A 20,536-nucleotide genomic window follows, 5' to 3' on the forward strand; every position below is an offset into this window, starting at 1 on the left:
TTCACAATAGGCTTCTTTTAATTCATGTGCGCTTTTTAAAAGAGGCGATAATGAGCGATAACGATTTAATTCCCATAATTGTTTTTCATTTAATTGAGCTTCTCTTTTATAAAATACATAACGCATTCTTTTTAATCGTTTGCGATCATAGGCATGCCATTCACCTTGAACAGAACGGCGCACCTTATCCAAAGCCCAATAGATATAACGACAATAATGAAATCGATCCGCAATTATGACAGGTCGATTCAAGGCTTCTTTAACAGCTGCTTTGAAACTTTGATTCATATCCATTACAACGATTTCTACTTGATCACCATGTTTTTGTAGGTATTGTTTAATCGTATCTTTTCTACGATTGGGCAGTATATCGATTGGTTCATGTGTTTCCGCATTGGCAATAACTAATTGGAATTTCCCAGCGTTTGTATCTCCTTTATATTCATCAAGTGCGATTATTTTTGGTAGCTTGACACCTGAAGTTAATTGTTTTTCCGCGACCTTATCAAAACGGCGGATGACAGTAGATATGGATGTCCCCATTTTCTCCGCAACTGATTTGAATGTAGGTGATTTTACCCCTAATATTTGAATAACCTGATTCCATTCTTTCGAAAAGCGTTGGTATCGATCAATGAAAGAGGACTTTTCTGAAAAACGTTTTCCGCAAGAACAAGAATAGCGACGGCGTTTATAGTAAAGCACCGTTAATCTTTCAAACCATTTTAAATGGCTAATTCTTTGGATTCGATAATCATGTACTTTCGAAGTAGTGGAACGGCAAGATGGGCAAGTATGAGGAACTTTAGGCAGCTCAATATAAAGGGCATACTTTCCCTCAATTTCTTCAATTTTTGTGATTAAAACATCTTTTAATCCTGGTATATTCATGATAGACTTCATATAGCACAGCTCACCCTTCTTTCGCTTATTATTCAGCATTTTAAGTATAAAGGAATTGGTGAAACTGTGCTTTTTTTTTTGCCTTTTTCACATAGATCAACATTGAAAGAAATAACGAGGACTCCTGCCGAAAAACAAGTGTGAAGCAATCCTTTCTTTCCACCTAAAGTGGAAAGAAATAGTGCGGCACTTGTCGGCGGAAAGCATTCGTTATTTCTGAAAGTTACAACGTGAATTGTTTTAAGACCCCAACATATATAATAGAACCCAAAAAGTATACTTCGTAAAGAAATGAATGCAAAAAAGGAAGAATCCAATAATCCGGATTCTTCCTTTTCTATTTGGAGATTATACCCAACCACGGAAGCGTGAAGCCTCAGCAGTTTTACGTACACCTACCATGTAAGCAGCTAAACGCATATCAATATTGCGAGAAGTAGCTACATTATATACATTATCAAATGCATCAACCATTTTCTTCAATAGACGTTCGTTCACTTCTTCTTCAGTCCAGTAGTAACCTTGGTTATTTTGAACCCACTCGAAGTAAGAAACTGTAACCCCACCAGCACTCGCTAAAACATCCGGTACTAATAGAATACCGCGATCATTTAAGATCTTCGTTGCTTCAGAAGTTGTCGGGCCATTCGCGGCTTCAACAACAATGCTTGCTTGAATTTTATGTGCATTTTCAGCTGTAATTTGATTTTCAATTGCTGCCGGAACAAGAATATCACATTCAAGTTCTAACAATTCTTTATTCGAAATTGTATTTTCAAATAGTGTAGTTACTGTACCGAAACTATCTCTACGATCTAATAAATAATCGATGTCTAAACCTTCTGGGTCATATAGAGCGCCGTATGCATCAGAGATACCTACTACTTTCGCGCCTAAGTCACTCATAAATTTAGCTAAGAAGCTACCTGCATTACCGAATCCTTGAATTACGATTCTTGCGTCTTTAATTGCGATGTTTCGACGTTTCGCTGCTTCTTCGATAACAATTGTTACACCTTGAGCAGTTGCTTTATCACGTCCTACTGATCCACCTAATACAATCGGTTTACCAGTAATGAATCCTGGTGAGTTGAATTCATCCATACGGCTGTATTCATCCATCATCCAAGCCATGATTTGAGCATTTGTAAATACGTCTGGCGCTGGAATATCTTTCGTAGGTCCAACAATTTGACTTGTTGCACGAACATATCCACGACTTAATCTCTCAAGTTCGCCCATCGACATTTGACGTGGGTCACAAATTACGCCGCCTTTACCGCCACCATATGGTAGGTCTACAATCCCTGCTTTTAAAGTCATCCACATTGATAGAGCTTTCACTTCTTCTTCCGATACATTCGGGTGGAAACGTACGCCACCTTTAGTAGGTCCAACTGCATCATTGTGCTGTGCACGATAACCAGTAAATACTCTTACTTGTCCATTGTCCATTTTGATTGGAATACGTACTTCTAACATACGAAGTGGTTCTTTTAACAACTCATACATACCTTCGTCATAGCCTAGTTTTTGAAGTGCCTTTTGGATAATAGCTTGCGTAGATGTGAACAGGTTTAGATTTTCTGCCATTTGATTTTTTCGCCTCTTTACTATTTTATAGTTTAAAATCCCTTGATAGAAGGTTCTATCATATTGAATCGCATATATTTTAACATAATTTCGTTAAAGAATCTCTTAATTGAAGTCTTATTTTGTAAATACTTGTTTAATACGCTCTAATGCCCAGTCTAGTTCTTCTTTTGAAATTACTAGTGGTGGAGCAAAACGGATTACTGTATCGTGCGTTTCTTTACATAGAAGACCTAATTCCATTAATTCTTCACAGTACGGACGTGCCTCAACATCTAATTCTAAACCGATGAATAATCCACGGCCACGAACTTCTTTAATATGTGGGTTGTTGATTGTACGTAATTCGCCCATGAAGTATTCGCCTAGTTCTTGAGAACGCTCAGCTAATTTTTCGTCTTTTAATACGTTGATTGAAGCTAGAGAAACTGCACATGCAAGTGGGTTACCACCGAAAGTAGAACCGTGTGAACCTGGGTTGAATACACCTAGAACATCGCGATCAGCTACTACACATGAGATTGGGAATACGCCGCCACCAAGTGCTTTACCTAAAATGTACATGTCAGGGTTTACATCTTCCCACTCACAAGCGAACATTTTACCAGTACGAGCTAAACCTGCTTGAATTTCATCAGCAATGAATAGAACGTTGTTTTCGCGACATAATTCACGAGCAGCTTTTAGGAAACCAGCTGGAGGTAATACGATTCCTGCTTCACCTTGGATTGGTTCGATCATGAATGCAGCAGTGTTTGGAGTGATTGCTGCTTTAAGTTGCTCAAGGTTACCGTAGTCTACTAATTTGATTCCTGGAAGTAATGGACCGAAACCTCTGCGGTATTCAGCATCTGATGTAAGAGAAACTGCTAACATCGTACGACCGTGGAAGTTACCATTACAAGCAATTACTTCTGCTTGACCATCAGCAACACCTTTTACATCATAAGCCCAACGACGAGCTGCTTTGAATGCAGTCTCAACTGCTTCTGCACCAGTATTCATTGGAAGAACCATTTCTTTACCTGTTAATTCACTTACTGCTTCATACCAAGGACCTAATTGGTCAGAGTGGAAAGCACGAGAAGTTAAAGTTACGCGGTCTGCTTGATCTTTAAGAGCTTGGATGATTTTCGGGTGACGGTGACCTTGGTTTACTGCAGAATAAGCTGAAAGCATATCCATGTATTTGTTACCTTCTGGATCTTTTACCCATACGCCCTCTGCTTCTGAGATTACGATTGGTAGTGGTAGGTAGTTTTGAGCACCGATTGAGTTTGTTTGTTCGATAATTGTAGTTGATTTAGTCATTGTTGTTGCCTCCTTAAGTTTTATGTAAACGCTTTATTTTCTTTAAAAAGAAATAACTGTCCCCAATGTTAGAGGTATTGAGGACAGTTAGAATGTTTACTTAGAAAGTTTCTGAAACTGTTTTTGGTTGCATGTGTAATGTTAAGAAGTCTGGGCCACCAGCTTTAGAGCAAGTACCTGACATATTGTATCCACCGAATGGTTGGTAACCAACGATTGCACCAGTACAAGTACGGTTGATGTATAAGTTACCTACGAAGAAATCTTCGCGAGCGCGTTCGATGTGTTCACGGTTAGTAGAGATGATTGCACCTGTTAAACCGTATACTGTGTTATTTGCGATTTCTAAAGCTTCGTCGAAATCTTTCGCTTTAGCGATTGCTACGATTGGACCGAAGATTTCTTCTTGCATTAAGCGATCTTTTGGCGCTACGTCTACAACTACTGTTGGGTTAACGAAGTAACCAACTGAATCGTCTGCAGTACCACCAGCTACGATGCGGCCTTCTTCTTTAGCAACTTCGAAGTAAGAAGTAACTTTTTTGAATGCTGCTTCGTCGATCACTGTTGCCATGAAGTTATCTGGATCAGTAGGATCACCGATTGTTAATGCTTTTGTAAGTTCTGTAACACGTTCAACAACTTGATCGTAAACATCTTCTACGATGACAGCGCGTGAACATGCTGAACATTTTTGTCCTGAGAAACCAAATGCTGATTTCACGATTGATTGAGCAGCTAATTCTAAATCTGCTTCTTTATCAACTAGGATTGTATCTTTACCGCCCATTTCAGCGATTACACGTTTGATCCAAATTTGTCCTTCATTTAAAACTGAAGCACGTTCGTTAATACGAAGACCTACATCACGTGAACCTGTGAATGATACGAAGCGAGTACGTGGGTGGTCTACTAAGTAGTCCCCAACCTCTGCACCAGAACCTGGAATGTAGTTAACTACGCCAGCTGGTAATCCTGCTTCTTCAAGAATCTCCATGAATTTGTATGCGATTACAGGAGTTGTTGAAGCTGGTTTTAATAGAACTGTGTTACCCGTTACAACTGCTGCTACTGTAGTACCAGCCATGATTGCGAATGGGAAGTTCCATGGTGAGATTACAACACCTACCCCTAGTGCGCGGTAATCAAATTTATTATATTCGCCTGGACGTGATTCCACTGGCTTGCCATCTTTAAGTGATAACATTTGGCGAGCGTAATACTCGAAGAAGTCAATTGCTTCAGCTGTATCTGCATCTGCCTCAACCCATGGTTTACCAGCTTCGATTGTCATCATTGCTGACATCTCGTGGCGGCGACGTTTTGTAATTTCTGCTACTTTGAATAAAATGTCTGCACGAACTTTTGCATCTACTTTACTCCAAGTTTTGAAAGTTTCATCAGCTACTTGCATCGCTTTCTCAGCTAATTCTTGAGAAGCTTTTGATACAGTACCGACTACTTCAGTTTTTTTCGCTGGATTATAAGAAGTAATTTTTTCTTCTGTGAAGATTTTTTCTCCACCAATTACTAATGGATAGTCTTTACCAAGTTCGCCTTGGACCTTTTTAAGAGCCTCTCTGTATGCTTGACGATTTTCCTCATTTGAAAAATCTGCTAATGGTTCAGTTTTGTACGGAATCATTTCATATCCTCCTTATAATTGCAGAAGTGCAAAAAATATTTGCGTTTCTGTCTCGTTTACACTTATAATAATGCAAGAGAATGTTGCGTTTTTCAAGTAAAAAGTTGCATTTCATACAAATTTTTTTCACGGAGTGAGTACTATGACAAACGAAAACCTTGATTTGACGGTGTTTTACGAGTTTTTAACAGAAAACACTGCAATTGGAATTCATGCGATTAATGCACAAGGAGAGACAATCATCTATAACGAAAAGATGAAAAAAATCGAAGGTCTTAATTTAGATGATGTGTCGGATCGCTCAATTTTAGATATTTTCCGTTTTAACAATGCTGATGAATCAACATTGCTGCAAGTTCTACAATCTGGCCAATCCGTAATTAATGTGAAACAGACTTACTGGAATCAAAATGGTCAAGAAATCACAACAATTAATGATACATACCCCGTCATGAAAGATGGACAGATTTTAGGGGCTATCGAATTTTCGCGTGATATAACTACATTAGAAAAACTTGTTAATCAACCGCTACAACGTTACGGTGAGCCTATTACATTTGAAGTGATTACTGCTGTCTCAAATGAGATGAAAAGAGTTATTCAAATCGCTAAAAAAGCTGCGATTGCTAAATTACCTGTTCTTCTAATAGGAGAATCTGGTACTGGGAAGGATTTAGTTGCGGAAGGAATTCATAATGCAACAGACCCTATTTCTGAACAATTCATTACTGTTTACTGCAACCGTTCTGATGGCAATGTCATCGATAAACTTGCGGAACAATTAATCGACTTACCAGCTAGTACCGTTTTTTGTGAACGAATCGAATATCTTTCATTAGAACAACAAGAAAAACTTTTAGAAATACTCGAACAATATGGTACGGAACATCTATTCATTGCGAGTGTTGGGAATGATCCAATCGATTTAATCGCTGAGAATTTAGTGTTGAAGGATCTTTACTATTACTTTGCCGCAATGTCGATTACAATTCCGCCATTGAAAGAGCGATTGAGCGACCTACTTCCATTTGTACAAGATTACTTAAGTCGCTACCGTAGATTTTTCGGTAGTCAGATTAAAGGGATTACGAATGAAGTAGAACAATTATTCATGCATTATGATTGGCCTGGTAATTTGAAAGAACTAGAAGTGCTTTTAGATGAGATGGGGACGATGATGACGAACGAAGAATATATTACGTATGATATTCTACCGCATCATTTCAAGTTGAAGGTTCAGGAATACCGAGATACAACGCCTTTACATGCTGAAGATTTCGTCATCCAAGCTGAACAAGAGTTAATGCCTCTCGATACGTATTTAAGAGAAGCAGAAACATATTATTTGAATAAAGTACTGGATAAATACGGGCAAAATATTACGAAAGCAGCTGAGGCACTTGGGATGAGTAGACAAAACCTTCAGTATCGAATTCGTAAAATGAAAAGCACAAAAAAGACTACAGTTGATTAAACTGTAGTCTTTTTATTTGAAAATTATTTAATGCCGGACTCTTCAATCCATTGATTTAACTTTTCTTTTAAAGAATTAAAACCTACTGCATCCTGTTCATTCACACGATTTTGAAGTGATTTTCTAGGCGATAATTCTTTTTTGCGCTGTGGTTTTTCGCGAAGTGCGCGAATAGAAAGACTGATTTTTTTGTTTGGGTCTTCTACTTCTAGCACCTGAACAGTTACTGTATCACCAACACTTATGAATTCGGAAATACTCTTTACGAAACCATACGTAATTTCTGATATATGGACTAACCCCTGTGTTTGTTCATCGAGAGAAACAAATGCACCGTATGGTTGAATCCCCGTAACTTTTCCAGTTACCACATCTCCTACTTTGTATTTGTTTGACATCTCGCCATCCCACTTTCTTACTATTCAATTTTATATTTCGTATATTTTCACTTTGAATTATAGCATAGCGACAAATAGTGGGCAAAGAATCACATATTGGAAATCTTACGTAAAACGACTTAAATAATATTACTATTTATAATATTAGCATGATTTTTTCAGAATATTGTTGTAAAATTAAGCAATCGCATTTTTAAAGGAGGATATAAAAAGTGTCAAATAGGGATCAGTTTGCTTCTAAAATTGGATTCATCCTTGCCGCTGCTGGAAGTGCAATCGGTTTAGGCGCAATTTGGAAGTTCCCATATATGGCTGGTACTAACGGTGGTAGTGTATTTATCTTATTATTTATATTATGTACTTTAGTTATCGGATTACCTATATTGGTAGCAGAATTCATGATCGGACGTCGTGGTAAAAGCGATGCCGTTACTTCATTTAAAAAACAAGCTCCAGGTAAGCCCTGGTTTTTAACTGGGTGGATGGGCTTTATCTTCTCCGCAATTATTCTTTCTTTCTATAGTGTTGTCGGTGGATGGATTTTAAGTTATTTAATCCGCTCGGTATCATTTAGACTCTCAAGTAATGAGAAAGACTTTTTCGCAAATCTATTCACAGACTTAACAATGAACACTTGGGAAGTCATCATCGCTCAAGGCGCTTTCCTTTTAATCATTATTTTAATCATTTCAAGCGGGATTCAAAATGGTGTTGAAAAAGCGAGTAAATGGATGATGCCTTTACTATTCATCTTCTTCGTCATTCTAGCGATTCGTTCATTAACATTAGATGGCGCTATGGACGGCGTAAAATTCATGTTTGTACCTGATTGGTCTTACTTAACAGGGAAAACATTCTTGCTGGCACTTGGTCAAGCATTCTTCTCACTGAGTGTTGGTGTAGCAGCAATGTTAACTTATGCCTCTTATTTGAAAAAAGAAGTAAATCTTGGTTCTTCCGCACTGAATGTTGCTTGGATGAATATCGGAATTTCAATCTTAGCTGGTTTGGTCATCTTCCCAGCAGTATTCGCTTTAGGGTTCACACCTAATCAAGGGCCTGGACTAGTGTTCATCATTATCCCAGCAGTGTTCCAACAAATTCCGTTCGGCTCTATTTTCGTCATCTTCTTCTTCATTCTATTGCTGTTTGCTACAATCACTTCAGCAATTGCGATGTTAGAAATTGTTGTTGCTACGGCAATGGGCGATAAATACAACCAACGTAAGAAATTCGCATGGATTTGTGGTATCGGTATTTTCATCATTGGTATTCCAAGTGCATTATCATTCGGTATTCTATCGGATGTTAAAATCTTCGGTCGATCAATTTTCGATTTCGCTGATTTCGTTACAAGTTCAATCGGTATGCCAATCGGTGCGTTACTTGTAGCAATCTTCGCAGGGTATCAATTAAAACGCGCAGAGCAAATGGAGGAACTTCCGGTTAAACCTTGGATTTTCAATATTTGGCGTATATTAGTTCGTTACGTTGCGCCAATCGCAATCATCATCGTCTTTATTCAAGGCTTCCGAAACTAAACTTCGAAAACTGTCACATTTATTGTTTTTTTGATACAAATCCGTATGTTATAATATGGAAAACAATTCAAGTGATGAAGGAGTGATTCGATATGATGCAAGAAAAACTATCCACTCAATTGAAATTTATTCGAGCAGAAAAGGGTTTATCGTTAGAAGAACTTTCCCTTAAAACAAGAATTGGTGCTGAGCGATTAGCACGTTTTGAAAATGGGACTGAGCTTCCAAACGAAGAACAAATGCTGCGACTATCAAATGCATTAGAAATACCTGTTTCCAACTTAGTTGATGGTATTCAGGCATAAAAAAAGAGTCATTCTGAATGAACACTTCTTACTTAGAGAAGTTGCTAACTCAGAGTGGCTCTTTTATGTTGCTATTTGCTACCAAATTCACTCGAAAAATGCTACACTGTATTTAGTTCGACACACGAAAGAAATAAGTTAAATGACACTTTTTGCAGTGAACTTTAATGCGAGCAGCTTGTATGAAATCTCGACGCATTTTTCAAAAGGAACCCACTGATTAAATGATTTTTCATAAATCACTTGGATTTGCTTCCCTAGTTCTGACGGATCATCAATATTCTGTAGAATCGCTTCTACTTCCGCAGATTCTTTTATGTAAGTATGGGCCTTCGATTCCAGTGGATTCCACTGTACTAAAATGTATTGAACTCTTTTTACAAGCTCTGATTGACTCATTAATTGCATATCATTCACCTATTGTTATTCTATTTGATAAAAAACATCATATCATATGCTAGGTGAAAAGCAAAAGTTACGTATCTAAACTCATTTTTTTCTCGAAAGATTATTAATTTTATACATACATTTGAAAAGAGGGATTATTATGAATAACTTTGATCAACAGCTTTCTCGTAAAAACACTGGTTCTATTAAATGGGATTTCATGGAGAAAATCTACAACATTCCAAACGCAGAAAATATCATTCCAATGTGGATTGCTGATATGGATTTTGCTGCACCTCAAATCATTACAGAAGCCATTTCAAAAAGACTCGAAAAACCAATTTTCGGATATTCTTACGAAGTAGATCCTTGTGCAGATTCAATCGTCAACTGGCTTGAACGCCGCCATAACTGGACGATTACAAGTGACCAAATTATTTATCATCAAGGTGTTGTTCCAGCAATCGCTACTGCTGTTGAAGCATTAACTGCTCCGAGCGATTCTATTTTAGTGAACTCACCTGTCTATCCCCCATTCTTCATGATTCCTGCTAAACTTGGTAGAGAAGTCGTTTACTCACCACTTCTTGAAGATCGTGGACGCTATTCATTTGATTTTAATAACTTTGAGGAACAAGTGAAAAAACCTGAAGTGACAATGTTTATCCTTTGTCACCCACATAATCCTGCTGGTGTCGCTTGGGATGAAGATACTTTACGTAAAATAGATGAACTATGCTTCGCCAATAATGTAATCGTTGTTTCAGATGAAATTCATAGCGACTTAATGTTAAATGGCAGCAAACATATTCCTCTTGCCAAAGTTTCAGCTCACCCTGAAAATATCGTTACTTGCTTTGCGCCAACGAAAACATTCAACATTGCAGGAATTCAAGCAGCGATGGTGATTAGTTGTGATTCGCATAAACGTTTAGAAATGCAAAATGCCATTGCAAGCCATGGTCAAATGGGCTTAAATGTCTTTGCAATTGCAGCTGTTGAAGCAGCATTCTCTGAAGAAGCTGAAAAATGGCTCCATGATTTAATTCAATATTTAAATAAAAATATCGACTATACAATCGACACGATTTCGAAAGCAGTACCTTCAGTGAAAATCAACCGCCCAGATGCCACTTATCTATTATGGGTTGATATTCGAGAAACTGGCTTTTCTGAAAAAGAAATCATGCAAAAACTATTAGATGCTGGGGTTGCACTTGACCCAGGGACGAAATATGGACAAGCTTTTGAAGGATTCCTTCGAATGAATATCGCTTGCACATCTGACACTTTAAAAGAAGCTGTATCTCGCTTCATTAAAGCTTTCGCTTAAGCATATGTAGTCATACAAAAAGAGGCATTCGCCTAAGCGACAACACAACTAAATGTGTCGAGCTTTTCGAATGCCTTTTTGTATAGAGTTTGAATTAATGTCTAAGTTGATCTTGCTTGTTCGCTTCTAATATTTGCTTTTCAAGTTCTAACGCTTTTGCTTGTTGGTTTCGAGCAGAGCGACGGAACAGCTTAAATACTAAAGTACACAGTGCAATTGCTATGATTAACTCGATCACAGCTGGAATATATTCTAGCTTGTTCTCGGGAAAATATAAAAATAGATTGAGCACCCACAGATTCACTGACATTCCCTCCCTCTATATTATTTTTCTACTACTGTAATGTTTGTAATTGAAATTTCTTCTAATGGTTTATCTTGACCGTTTTTAGCAACGTCAGCCATAGCATCAATTACGTCCATACCATTAACTACTTGACCGAATACAGTGTGTTTTCCGTCTAACCATGGAGTACCACCTTGTTCAGCGTAAGCATTAACAACTTGCTCTGGGTAATCGTAATCTTTCATTTGTTTTAACATGTTTGCAGGCACGTTTGAAGCTTGAACGATGAAGAATTGAGAACCGTTAGTTCCTGGACCAGCGTTTGCCATTGATAAAGCACCGCGTAAGTTCATTAATTCTGGGTTGAATTCATCTTCGAAAGTAGCACCGTAGATTGATTCGCCGCCCATACCAGTACCAGTTGGATCTCCACCTTGGATCATGAAATCTTTGATGATACGGTGGAAGATGATGCCATCGTAATAACCGTTTTTAGAATGTGTTAAGAAGTTCTCAACAGTTTTTGGAGCTAGTTCTGGGAATAATTTAATAGAGATTGTACCCATAGTAGTGTTCATTTCTACTAATACTTCATTTGCTTGTACTTCTGAATTTAATTGTGGAAACATAATAGTCTCTCCTTCTTTTCTATAAGTTTATGCTTGAATCAACAGGGAATTTTAATAGTAATAATTCCGTATTATACCGTCATAGTTTATCACAAATAGAGCGAAGAAACATTGATAAGCGCTACATTTTAGAAAGAACCTTTACTAACAACAGAAAGAACGTGATTTTATGCAACGGCAAAAACAAAATTTTATCATCATATGGATCTGTAATTTACTAGTCGCTGGTACAATGACGATGATTATGCCCTTCCTCTCATTATATATTGAAACGATGGGCGATTTTTCTGAAAGCTATGTACAAAAATGGGCTGGAATCATTTTTGGTGCAACTTTTATTACGGCATTCCTTATGTCACCAATCTGGGGAAGAATAGCCGATAAATATGGCTATAAGCCGATCCTTGTCATCAACGCAACTGGATTAGCACTTAGTATTTTATTAATGGGCTATGTAGAAAACGTTTGGCAATTCTTCTTTTTACGCCTGTTGATGGGTGTCGTTACTGGATTCATCCCAACTTCACTTGCATTCATTAGCGCGCAAACCGATAAAAAAGAAGCAGGTAAAACACTTGGTACATTGCAAATGGGTAGTGTATCAGGTACTTTATTCGGACCGATTGTCGGTGGTCTTCTTGCCGATTCATTCGGTTTCCAATATACATTCATCATTACAGCTGTCACTGTATTCATCTCCGGTCTGATTATTTTAATCGGCGTGACTGAAGTGAAAACCGTGAAGAAAAAAGCTGCACAAATTTACTCAAGAAAAGATGTCTTAGTCGGCATTATCAAACACCCGCTTCTATTTAATGTCATGCTTATTACTTCCCTTATTCAAATCGGGAACTTCTCCATTCAACCACTACTTTCCTTATATGTATCGGACTTAATTAGTGATCCCATGCAAGTAACATTTTTAGCAGGATTAACATTTAGTGCCGCAGGTCTTGGGAATATTCTATTTTCTAGATTCTGGGGGCGTCTCGGTGACCATATCGGTTATGAAAAAGTACTCTTCATATTACTTGGATTTGCCGTAATCTTTATGATTCCTCAAGCTTGGGTAACATCGCTTTGGCAATTAATTCTTTTAAGATTAATCTACGGAACCGTTCTAGGCGGACTTATCCCAACGACAACTGCACTCATTCGTCGTGAAGCACCTATTTCAATACAAGGTGAAGTGATGGGCTATAATACGAGTTTCCGCTTCTTCGGTAATATTTTCGGTCCATTGCTCGGTGGTTTCGTGAGTGGTCTATTCTCGATTTCAGCTGTTTTCTATTCAACTGCAGCACTCTTCTTAATCGCTTTTATTATTTTATACTTTATAAAAAAGAAACCTTCTGTCGATTTGGACGATATAATAAAAGGTCGTTCGTAATAGACAAATTTATGCTAACATAGTAAAAAAGAAATGATTAGGAGGACAGAAAGTGAGAAAGGCTTTTGGGATATTATTGATCATTAGTAGTCTTCCTCTCCTTGTATTTTTATTTAATAAAATTGGCGTTGAATTGAGTTCGGCACAAACATTTAGTAAACAATTTTCTGAATCAGTCCAATTAACTGAACATCAATCAGTGAATCCTACGATTTTAAAAGATGAAGAAGGGAAAACCTTCTCAGAAGAATATACTGAATGGCGCGAACCACAAAAGTTAGGAAATATTCCTACATTCGTTCAACAAGTATTTATTAACTCCGAGGATGCTGGTTTTTATGACCATATTGGCTTTGACTTGTCTGCAATTGCGCGAGCATTTATGGCAAATAGAGCTGAAGGGAGTTCGGCACAAGGTGGTAGTACAATCACACAGCAATTAGTGCGTATGAGGTATTTATCACAGGAAAAAACCTATGAAAGAAAAATGTTAGAAATCTTCTATTCATATGAACTTGAACAAACAGAAACAAAAGATGAAATATTAAATGATTATTTAAATGAAATGTATTTTGCAAATGGTGTATATGGAATTGGAGGAGCAGCAACGTATTACTTTGATCGCCCTCTTCAAAACCTTTCGAAAGCAGAAATGACCTTCATCGCTGGTATTCCAAATAACCCAAGCCTTTACGATCCGCTTCGTCATTTTGATTCTACAAAAAAAAGACAAGAAAGACTACTTGATAAAATGGTCGAAAAAGGCGATTTGACTGAAGTTGCTGCCTCTAAAATGAAAAAAGAGCCTATTTCTATAAGCATTAAAAAGAAAAAGCAAAGTTTCCCTGCTTATAGCACGTATGTCATGAGTGAACTAAGAAGCTTAATTTCAGAAGTAGATGGCTATCATGCTCAATTTGCACAAGCAAAAACAGGTACTGAATTTGCGAAAGTGAATAAAGCTCTTACAAAACGAGTAAATGAAGTCATTAATAAAGGCGTAATTATTCAAACTGCCTTGGATCGCAGTAAGCAAGATCAAGTAAGGAAAGATGCAAACCGCATTCTAAATGGTCGTGGTAAATTACAAGCAGGTGCGACAGTTATTAATAACCAGTCGCGAGAAATTATCGCTGTATATGCAGGCGAAGATTATCGGAAATTTGATTTTAACCGTTCTTATCAAGCGAAACGTCAACCTGGTTCTGCAATCAAACCATTGCTTGATTATGCTCCTTATTTAGAAATATTCCGTGCAAATCCAGATTCACCAATTGATGCTTCCGAATTTTGTAAAGGTGATTACTGCCCAAGAAACTACGGCAATCAACAAGTTGGTACTGTTACTTTAGAAAATGCATTCAAAAATTCTTACAACACTGCAGCGCTCAGAATGTTTGATCATGTAGGGATGAAGAAAGCTTTCGACTACTTGAAACCATTCACTTTTGACCGAGAAACTATGAAAGATCATTATTATACTGCTGCACTTGGTGGTTTTAAAGATGGTGTTTCAACCGTTCAAATGGCAGATGCTTATACTTCTTTTATTAACGGGAATTATGAACGTTCTCATGCCATTCGTTCTGTCAAAATGCGCAATGGCCAAACATTGTATGAATGGCCAGATGATTCTAAACAAGTTTGGTCTCCTTCAACAGTTTCTGCAATTCGTCAGATGATGGCTGAAACTGTAGATTCAGGCACAGCAAGTGGTGTTACTGCTTCAAGTGAATATGTTGGTGCGAAAACTGGTACGACCAATGACTTTAAAGATTATTGGATGACAGGGCTAACTTCGGAATACACGAGTGCTGTATGGCTCGGTTACGATCGCCCCGTTGCGATGGAATCACTTGAAAAAGAAAAAATCCATCACCGATTATTTAATTTAATGGTAAAAAGGGAATAAGAAAAGGCATCATAGTTTCGTAAGCTATGATGCCTTTCTTCATATTTAATTGAACGGTAAACTTGAAACAATGCCATTATACAATTTAAAGAAAGCGTAGATGATCAATGTGAAGATGATTGCCCACATGACAATTTCGAAAAGCATAACGCCTACTGATGCGCCAAATGATACATGTACACTTATTTTGTAAATTATATAGACAAAATAAATGAAGATCGTCGTGACAAAAACGGCTAGCAGTATATAAATATTTGAAATGCCGATTGCTGAGATTAAAGCACCGAAGAAGAAAATAACATTCCCGCCACGTAATGCTAGCATCCCTTTGCCATCCACATCTTTTGAAAAGAACAGCATCCCCATTTCGTGGATTGTCTCCCCAATCAGTTTTAATGCTGAGAAAATCATAAAGTAAACTGTGGCAATTATGATTAATAGTAGAATTCTCAGTTGGATTTCAGACATAAATTCTCTTACGCCACCATATACACCAATCTTTTTAAAGAGAATGACACATTCCGTTACGGAGTATAATCCGAAAGTTAAACTAAAGAGGATTATTGTGATTAATGGCAAATAACCATATATGTACGGATTTTTCATAAATTTTTTTACCTCGATTTTATGATTTTTTTACTCTGTTTCTTCATATATATAATATCGGAAAAACCTCTACACATTCAAGGCTTTATCTATTTTGTCGACCATGCAAAGATAATCGATTTCATATATACTGACATTATTCAACAAAATTCTTGTTAAGAAAGGGGGATTATTTTGACACAAGTACTACTTATTTTTTTACCAATACTATTCGCATTGCTTCTACCAATGCTCCATAAAAAAATATCTCGAGTACATACAGGCTGGTTCGTCTTATTAGTTCCATTCGCACTAGTCTTATACTACGCTTCATTCGTACCGAAAATTGGCGATGGTCCATTTACTTCTACTTTTTATTGGGTAAAATCATTGGATCTCTCGATTACTTCACATCTTGATGGTTTGAGCTTACTGTTCTCACTTCTTATTACTGGCATCGGTACATTAGTTGTTCTCTACTCAATCTTCTATTTAGATAAGAAAAAAGAACAACTTCATAATTTTTACTTCTATTTATTAATGTTTATGACTGCAATGCTAGGTGTTGTTCAATCCGACCACTTAATCAGTCTTTATTTATTCTGGGAGTTAACGTCAATTTCATCATTCCTTTTAATCGCGTATTGGTATAAGCGTGACAAATCACGTTTCGGCGCATTGAAATCAATGATGATCACCGTATTTGGCGGATTGATGATGCTTGGAGGTTTCCTTCTATTAGCAAACGCAGGTGGCACTTATTCCATCCGTGAATTAATCGCCAATAGTTCAACAATCGCAGAATCTCCTTATTTCGTCTGGATGATTGTCTTAATCCTTCTTGGCGCATTTACTAAATCTGCACAGTTCCCATTCTATATTTGGTTACCAGATGCGATGGAAGCACCTACACCAGTAAGTGCTTACTTACACTCTGCCACTATGGTAAAAGCCGGAATCTATTTAGTCGCTCGATTAACACCTCTATTTGCCATTAGTGAATATTGGATTTGGTTCGTTGTTGCGAGTGGTATTATTACGCTATTCTGGGGTTCTTTCTTTGCGGTCAAACAGACAGACTTGAAAGGCATTCTTGCATTCTCAACAGTTAGTCAACTTGGTATGATCATGGCGATGTTAGGTGCTGCTGGTATTGCGCTACATGTTGATTCACCACAGCAAACGATCTTTGCATTTGCCGCATATGCTGCGATTTTCCACTTAATCAACCACGCGACATTTAAAGGGAGTCTCTTTATGATTGCCGGAATTGTCGATCATGAAACCGGTACGCGAGATATTCGCAAACTTGGTGGATTGATGAGTTTAATGCCGATCAGTTTTACAATCGCTGCAATCGGTAGTTTATCAATGGCGGGCTTACCTCCATTTAACGGTTTCTTAAGTAAGGAGTTATTCCTAACTTCTATGCTATCTCTTAAAGAGTTCGAGTTATTTAATTTCTCAACATGGGGACCAATTATCCCTTGGGTTGCTTGGATTGCGAGTATTTTCACTTTTGTCTACTGCTTATACTTTGCTTATTACACATTTATGGGCAAAGGAAAAGTCGACAAATTACCGAAGAAACCACATGAAGCACCGATTGGCATGTTAATTTCTCCAATTATTTTAGCGACGCTTGTCGTTGTTATTTTCTTCATTCCAAATGTTATTGGAAAATACTTTATTAAACCAGCTGTGCTAGCTATTCAACCGCAGCTATACAATGCTTCAAGTGATGTCGCAATTCATGTTCAAGCTTTCCATGGCTTCACACCTGAATTAAAAATGACAATCGGTGTTGTACTAATAGGATTCATTCTATTCTTAACACTTAAAAAATGGCAACCATTGTATCAACTACAACCCGATAAATTATCTTTAAATAATTTATACGACCGTATGATGCGTCTTGCTGATGTCGATAGTAAGAAAATTTCAGAACTTTATATGACAGGCGCAATTAGACATTACTTAATGTATATGTTCTCGTTCATTGTGGTCATTGTCATCGCTACATTGTTCTGGAAAGATGGATTCAACTTTAGTTTCGAAAACACAGCGAAAATTGGACTATTTGAAATTATTGTCGTCTTCGTCCTTGTCGCAAGTACTGTAACAGTGTTCGCCGCAAGAACTCGACTTACTGCGATCATAGCACTTGGCGCAGTTGGTTATTCAGTTGCATTATTCTTCGTAATTTTCAACGCACCTGATTTAGCCTTAACACAATTAGTAATTGAAACGGTGTCGGTCGCTTTATTCTTATTAGCTTTCTACCATTTACCGAAGCTTTCTCGTCATGAAGAAGCGATGCCATTTAAAATGCGCAATTTCTTAATCGCATTAGGCGTTGGTATTATGGTGACATTGCTAGCATTGTCTGCCCAATCTCAAAAATTAATTCCTTCTATTAGTCAGTATTATAAAGATACTGTGTATACAGAAGCGGGTGGCGGAAATATCGTCAACGTCATTTTAGTCGATTATCGTGGCTTTGATACATTGTTTGAAATTACGGTGTTATCAATCGCTGGTATGGCTATTCTCGGCATGATCAAATTAAGACTTTCAAAAAAGGAGAAGAAATCAAATGAAAATGAATAATGTCATTTTAAAAACGACAGTACAAGTATCATTCTTCATCATCTTTCTCTTCTCCATCCACATCTTTTTAGCGGGGCATTTCGCTCCTGGTGGAGGTTTCGTAGGAGGTCTACTAACAGCAAGTGCGCTTGTACTACTGTTACTAACTTATGATATTAAAACAGTACAAAAATTATTACCTATCAATTATATGATGATGACGGCAGTTGGTTTAGCGCTTGCGCTTGGGACTGCTTCCATCTCCGTATTTTTCGGGGATGCATTTTTCAAACATTATTTTAGTCATTTTGAAATTCCACTACTAGGCAATACAGAATTGCATACAGCGATGTTATTTGATTCTGGTGTTTATCTTGTTGTAGTCGGTGTGACGATGATTATTATTCAATCGATTGGAGGGGATGAATAATGGAAGTCGTGATGGCCTTTGTCATTGGATTCTTATTCATGGCTGCTGTTTATTTAATTCTTTCTAAAAGTATTTTACGTATTATTATCGGAACATCTTTACTAAGTCATGGTGCGCATCTACTTATTTTAACGATGGGTGGATTAGATGGTGAAGCACCTCCTGTACTTGCGGACGGCGTGACGAACATGGCGGATCCATTGCCACAAGCATTAATTTTAACGGCGATCGTTATTAGCTTTGGCGTAACTGCTTTCTTCTTAGTTCTTGCCTACCGTGCTTATCAAGAGTTAGGTACGGATAATATGGATGAGATTAGGGGGAAATTATCAGATGATTAACTTTTTACTATTACCAATTCTGATTCCTTTCGCAACTGCAATCATCTTAATGTTTGCACCGAAAAAAATCACATTCCAAAGAACCGTTAGTATGATTGGATTAATTGCAGCGACCGTCGCTTCATTCACATTAATCCAACGCGTTCATACACTTGGCATTCAAGTTGTCACTTTCGGAAATTGGCCTGAACCATTCGGTATTACAATCGTAGCGGATATGATGGCGACAATACTTGTTACAACGAGTATCGTCATCGCATTATTCACCGTTTGGTATAGCTTCCGTTCAATCGGTATTGAGCGCGAGCAGTTCTTCTACTATCCTGGTGTGTTATTGATGATTACCGGTGTGAACGGCGCATTTTTAACTGGTGATATTTTCAACTTATTCGTATTCTTCGAAGTTCTATTAATGGCTTCATACTTGCTAAGTGTTATTGGTGGCGAGAAGAAACAATTAAAAGAATCGATCAAATATATTCTTGTGAACGTTGTTTCTTCTGCATTATTCGTCATCACTGTCGCACTTCTTTATTCTGTAGTCGGCACGTTGAATATGGCCGATATCTCGGTGAAAATTGCGGAAATCGGTCAGCCAGGGATTATTACGACAATCGGTGTTCTTTTCTTAATCGTATTTGGCTTGAAGGCAGCGATTTTCCCACTGTTCTTCTGGTTACCGAGTTCATACGCCGCTCCACCTATTCCAGTCATCGCATTATTCGGAGCGTTATTAACAAAAGTCGGTGTTTACGCAATTACTCGTACATACACTTTATTCTTTGTACATGACATTGCTTTCACGCATACTTTATTACTCGTACTTAGTTGCTTAACTATTTTAGCTGGTTGTATCGGCGCTCTTTCAACATTCAATGTGAAAAACATCATTATTTATAATGTTGTCATCGCAGTAGGTGTCATTCTATTCGGTGTCGCTCAAATGAATGAAGAAGGTTTAATGGGCGCGATGTTCTACATTACACATGATATGTTAATTAAGGCAGCTCTGTTCTTCCTCGTTGGCATCATTGTTGTCATTACTGGGACTGCGAATCTGAAAAAAATGGGTGGGCTGATCAAAACCTTCCCTGTTCTCGGATGGACTTACTTAATCGCTGCATTTGGTTTAGCAGGTATTCCACCACTTAGTGGATTTATCGGCAAAATGCTCATCGTTAAAGGTGGGCTTGAAGCAGGTAATATTTGGTCAAGTTTATGGATTTTACTGTCGAGTTTAGTCGTACTACTATCAGTCATCCGTATTTTCATCTACGCGTTCTGGGGCGAAGAAAAAACAATCGTTCCTCTTGCGGAGCGAAAATCTTACAAGGCGTTACTCATCCCGTCTGTTCTATTAGTCGCAATCACTGTTTTTTATGGTGTTGGCGCAGAATGGATTACTCCATATATGCAGGATGCTGTAGACGTACTAATTGATCCGTCTGTTTACACAGATGCGGTATTGAAGGAGTGATGAAATA

At 37.7% G+C, this 20,536-nt stretch carries 19 protein-coding genes; 10 read left to right on the forward strand and 9 right to left on the reverse strand.

Translation table 11 applies throughout. The features are described 5' to 3' along the window. The 4 genes from DF281_RS01695 to pruA all read right to left on the reverse strand — a co-directional run. The coding region (locus tag DF281_RS01695; RefSeq protein ID WP_109348508.1) for an ISL3 family transposase at nt 1-903 on the reverse strand (903 nt) is incomplete at its 3' end. Nucleotides 904-1,251: 348 nt separating this feature from the next. After that, entirely contained in the window at nt 1,252-2,496 is a 1,245-nt protein-coding gene (locus DF281_RS01700) for a Glu/Leu/Phe/Val family dehydrogenase (protein ID WP_109348509.1), read from the reverse strand. Between the two features lie 117 nt (nt 2,497-2,613). Beyond that, entirely contained in the window at nt 2,614-3,807 is a 1,194-nt protein-coding gene (locus DF281_RS01705) for an ornithine--oxo-acid transaminase (RefSeq protein WP_109348510.1), read from the reverse strand. A 100-nt stretch (nt 3,808-3,907) separates the two neighbouring features. Beyond that, nucleotides 3,908-5,452 (reverse strand): L-glutamate gamma-semialdehyde dehydrogenase, encoded by a 1,545-nt coding sequence (gene pruA, locus DF281_RS01710; RefSeq protein WP_109348511.1) that lies wholly within the window; start codon nt 5,450-5,452, stop codon nt 3,908-3,910. A 142-nt stretch (nt 5,453-5,594) separates the two neighbouring features. Here pruA and DF281_RS01715 point away from each other — a divergent pair, with 142 nt between their 5' ends. Then, complete coding sequence (locus DF281_RS01715; RefSeq protein ID WP_109348512.1) at nt 5,595-6,926, forward strand: sigma 54-interacting transcriptional regulator; 1,332 nt, start codon at nt 5,595-5,597, stop codon at nt 6,924-6,926. A 23-nt stretch (nt 6,927-6,949) separates the two neighbouring features. Here the strand turns inward: DF281_RS01715 and yugI are convergent, their stop codons facing one another. Further along, entirely contained in the window at nt 6,950-7,324 is a 375-nt protein-coding gene (yugI, locus tag DF281_RS01720) for a S1 domain-containing post-transcriptional regulator GSP13 (RefSeq protein ID WP_109348513.1), read from the reverse strand. Between the two features lie 212 nt (nt 7,325-7,536). Here yugI and DF281_RS01725 point away from each other — a divergent pair, with 212 nt between their 5' ends. Beyond that, complete coding sequence (locus DF281_RS01725; RefSeq protein ID WP_109348514.1) at nt 7,537-8,865, forward strand: sodium-dependent transporter; 1,329 nt, start codon at nt 7,537-7,539, stop codon at nt 8,863-8,865. Between the two features lie 92 nt (nt 8,866-8,957). Then, nucleotides 8,958-9,170, forward strand: a complete 213-nt coding sequence (locus DF281_RS01730) for a helix-turn-helix domain-containing protein (protein WP_307725162.1) — start codon at nt 8,958-8,960, stop codon at nt 9,168-9,170. Nucleotides 9,171-9,308: 138 nt separating this feature from the next. Here DF281_RS01730 and DF281_RS01735 read toward each other — a convergent pair whose 3' ends face one another. Next, on the reverse strand, nt 9,309-9,578 hold the full coding sequence (locus DF281_RS01735) for a DUF1871 family protein (RefSeq protein ID WP_232025912.1): 270 nt from the start codon (nt 9,576-9,578) through the stop codon (nt 9,309-9,311). A gap of 139 nt (nt 9,579-9,717) precedes the next feature. Between DF281_RS01735 and DF281_RS01740 the strand changes: the two genes are divergently transcribed. After that, on the forward strand, nt 9,718-10,890 hold the full coding sequence (locus DF281_RS01740) for a MalY/PatB family protein (RefSeq protein ID WP_109348515.1): 1,173 nt from the start codon (nt 9,718-9,720) through the stop codon (nt 10,888-10,890). A gap of 94 nt (nt 10,891-10,984) precedes the next feature. Here the strand turns inward: DF281_RS01740 and DF281_RS01745 are convergent, their stop codons facing one another. Both DF281_RS01745 and DF281_RS01750 read right to left on the reverse strand, forming a co-directional pair. Continuing rightward, nucleotides 10,985-11,200, reverse strand: a complete 216-nt coding sequence (locus tag DF281_RS01745; protein ID WP_109348516.1) for a hypothetical protein — start codon at nt 11,198-11,200, stop codon at nt 10,985-10,987. Between the two features lie 14 nt (nt 11,201-11,214). After that, the gene (locus tag DF281_RS01750; RefSeq protein ID WP_109348517.1) at nt 11,215-11,805 is read right to left on the reverse strand and encodes a peptidylprolyl isomerase; all 591 of its coding nucleotides are present in this window, start codon (nt 11,803-11,805) and stop codon (nt 11,215-11,217) included. A gap of 169 nt (nt 11,806-11,974) precedes the next feature. Between DF281_RS01750 and DF281_RS01755 the strand changes: the two genes are divergently transcribed. After that, nucleotides 11,975-13,195, forward strand: coding sequence for an MFS transporter (locus DF281_RS01755; RefSeq protein WP_109348518.1), 1,221 nt, complete (start codon nt 11,975-11,977; stop codon nt 13,193-13,195). A 52-nt stretch (nt 13,196-13,247) separates the two neighbouring features. Then, nucleotides 13,248-15,107: a transglycosylase domain-containing protein gene (locus DF281_RS01760; RefSeq protein WP_109348519.1), complete on the forward strand. Its 1,860-nt coding sequence runs from the start codon at nt 13,248-13,250 to the stop codon at nt 15,105-15,107. A gap of 45 nt (nt 15,108-15,152) precedes the next feature. On the opposite strand, the gene DF281_RS01765 is transcribed toward DF281_RS01760, so the two are convergent. Next, nucleotides 15,153-15,713, reverse strand: a complete 561-nt coding sequence (locus DF281_RS01765) for a DUF5366 family protein (RefSeq protein ID WP_109348520.1) — start codon at nt 15,711-15,713, stop codon at nt 15,153-15,155. 174 nt (nt 15,714-15,887) lie between these two features. Between DF281_RS01765 and DF281_RS01770 the strand changes: the two genes are divergently transcribed. From DF281_RS01770 to DF281_RS01785, 4 genes are read left to right on the forward strand one after another with little or no spacing between them, the layout of a single operon-like run. Beyond that, nucleotides 15,888-18,302 carry a Na+/H+ antiporter subunit A gene (locus tag DF281_RS01770; RefSeq protein ID WP_109348521.1) on the forward strand — a complete coding sequence of 805 codons (2,415 nt, stop codon included), beginning with the start codon at nt 15,888-15,890 and terminating at the stop codon, nt 18,300-18,302. Next, nucleotides 18,289-18,711 carry a Na(+)/H(+) antiporter subunit B gene (locus tag DF281_RS01775; protein WP_109348522.1) on the forward strand — a complete coding sequence of 141 codons (423 nt, stop codon included), beginning with the start codon at nt 18,289-18,291 and terminating at the stop codon, nt 18,709-18,711. Before DF281_RS01770 ends, DF281_RS01775 begins: the two co-directional genes overlap by 14 nt. Continuing rightward, nucleotides 18,711-19,052: a Na(+)/H(+) antiporter subunit C gene (locus tag DF281_RS01780; protein ID WP_109348523.1), complete on the forward strand. Its 342-nt coding sequence runs from the start codon at nt 18,711-18,713 to the stop codon at nt 19,050-19,052. Before DF281_RS01775 ends, DF281_RS01780 begins: the two co-directional genes overlap by 1 nt. Beyond that, nucleotides 19,045-20,529 carry a Na+/H+ antiporter subunit D gene (locus DF281_RS01785; protein ID WP_109348524.1) on the forward strand — a complete coding sequence of 495 codons (1,485 nt, stop codon included), beginning with the start codon at nt 19,045-19,047 and terminating at the stop codon, nt 20,527-20,529. Before DF281_RS01780 ends, DF281_RS01785 begins: the two co-directional genes overlap by 8 nt. The last annotated feature ends 7 nt before the right edge of the window (nt 20,530-20,536 follow it).

Source organism: Kurthia zopfii, from assembly GCF_003143955.1.
In the GTDB taxonomy this organism is placed as follows: Bacteria; Bacillota; Bacilli; order Bacillales_A; family Planococcaceae; genus Kurthia; species Kurthia zopfii.

Coding starts and splice junctions, on each gene's coding strand:
- DF281_RS01700 (WP_109348509.1), bottom strand. CDS start 2,496: ATGGCAGAAAATCTAAACCTGTTCACATCTACGCAAGCTATTATCCAA.
- DF281_RS01705 (WP_109348510.1), bottom strand. CDS start 3,807: ATGACTAAATCAACTACAATTATCGAACAAACAAACTCAATCGGTGCT.
- pruA (WP_109348511.1), bottom strand. CDS start 5,452: ATGATTCCGTACAAAACTGAACCATTAGCAGATTTTTCAAATGAGGAA.
- DF281_RS01715 (WP_109348512.1), top strand. CDS start 5,595: ATGACAAACGAAAACCTTGATTTGACGGTGTTTTACGAGTTTTTAACA.
- yugI (WP_109348513.1), bottom strand. CDS start 7,324: ATGTCAAACAAATACAAAGTAGGAGATGTGGTAACTGGAAAAGTTACG.
- DF281_RS01730 (WP_307725162.1), top strand. CDS start 8,958: ATGATGCAAGAAAAACTATCCACTCAATTGAAATTTATTCGAGCAGAA.
- DF281_RS01735 (WP_232025912.1), bottom strand. CDS start 9,578: ATGCAATTAATGAGTCAATCAGAGCTTGTAAAAAGAGTTCAATACATT.
- DF281_RS01740 (WP_109348515.1), top strand. CDS start 9,718: ATGAATAACTTTGATCAACAGCTTTCTCGTAAAAACACTGGTTCTATT.
- DF281_RS01745 (WP_109348516.1), bottom strand. CDS start 11,200: ATGTCAGTGAATCTGTGGGTGCTCAATCTATTTTTATATTTTCCCGAG.
- DF281_RS01750 (WP_109348517.1), bottom strand. CDS start 11,805: ATGTTTCCACAATTAAATTCAGAAGTACAAGCAAATGAAGTATTAGTA.
- DF281_RS01755 (WP_109348518.1), top strand. CDS start 11,975: ATGCAACGGCAAAAACAAAATTTTATCATCATATGGATCTGTAATTTA.
- DF281_RS01765 (WP_109348520.1), bottom strand. CDS start 15,713: ATGAAAAATCCGTACATATATGGTTATTTGCCATTAATCACAATAATC.
- DF281_RS01775 (WP_109348522.1), top strand. CDS start 18,289: ATGAAAATGAATAATGTCATTTTAAAAACGACAGTACAAGTATCATTC.
- DF281_RS01780 (WP_109348523.1), top strand. CDS start 18,711: ATGGAAGTCGTGATGGCCTTTGTCATTGGATTCTTATTCATGGCTGCT.
- DF281_RS01785 (WP_109348524.1), top strand. CDS start 19,045: ATGATTAACTTTTTACTATTACCAATTCTGATTCCTTTCGCAACTGCA.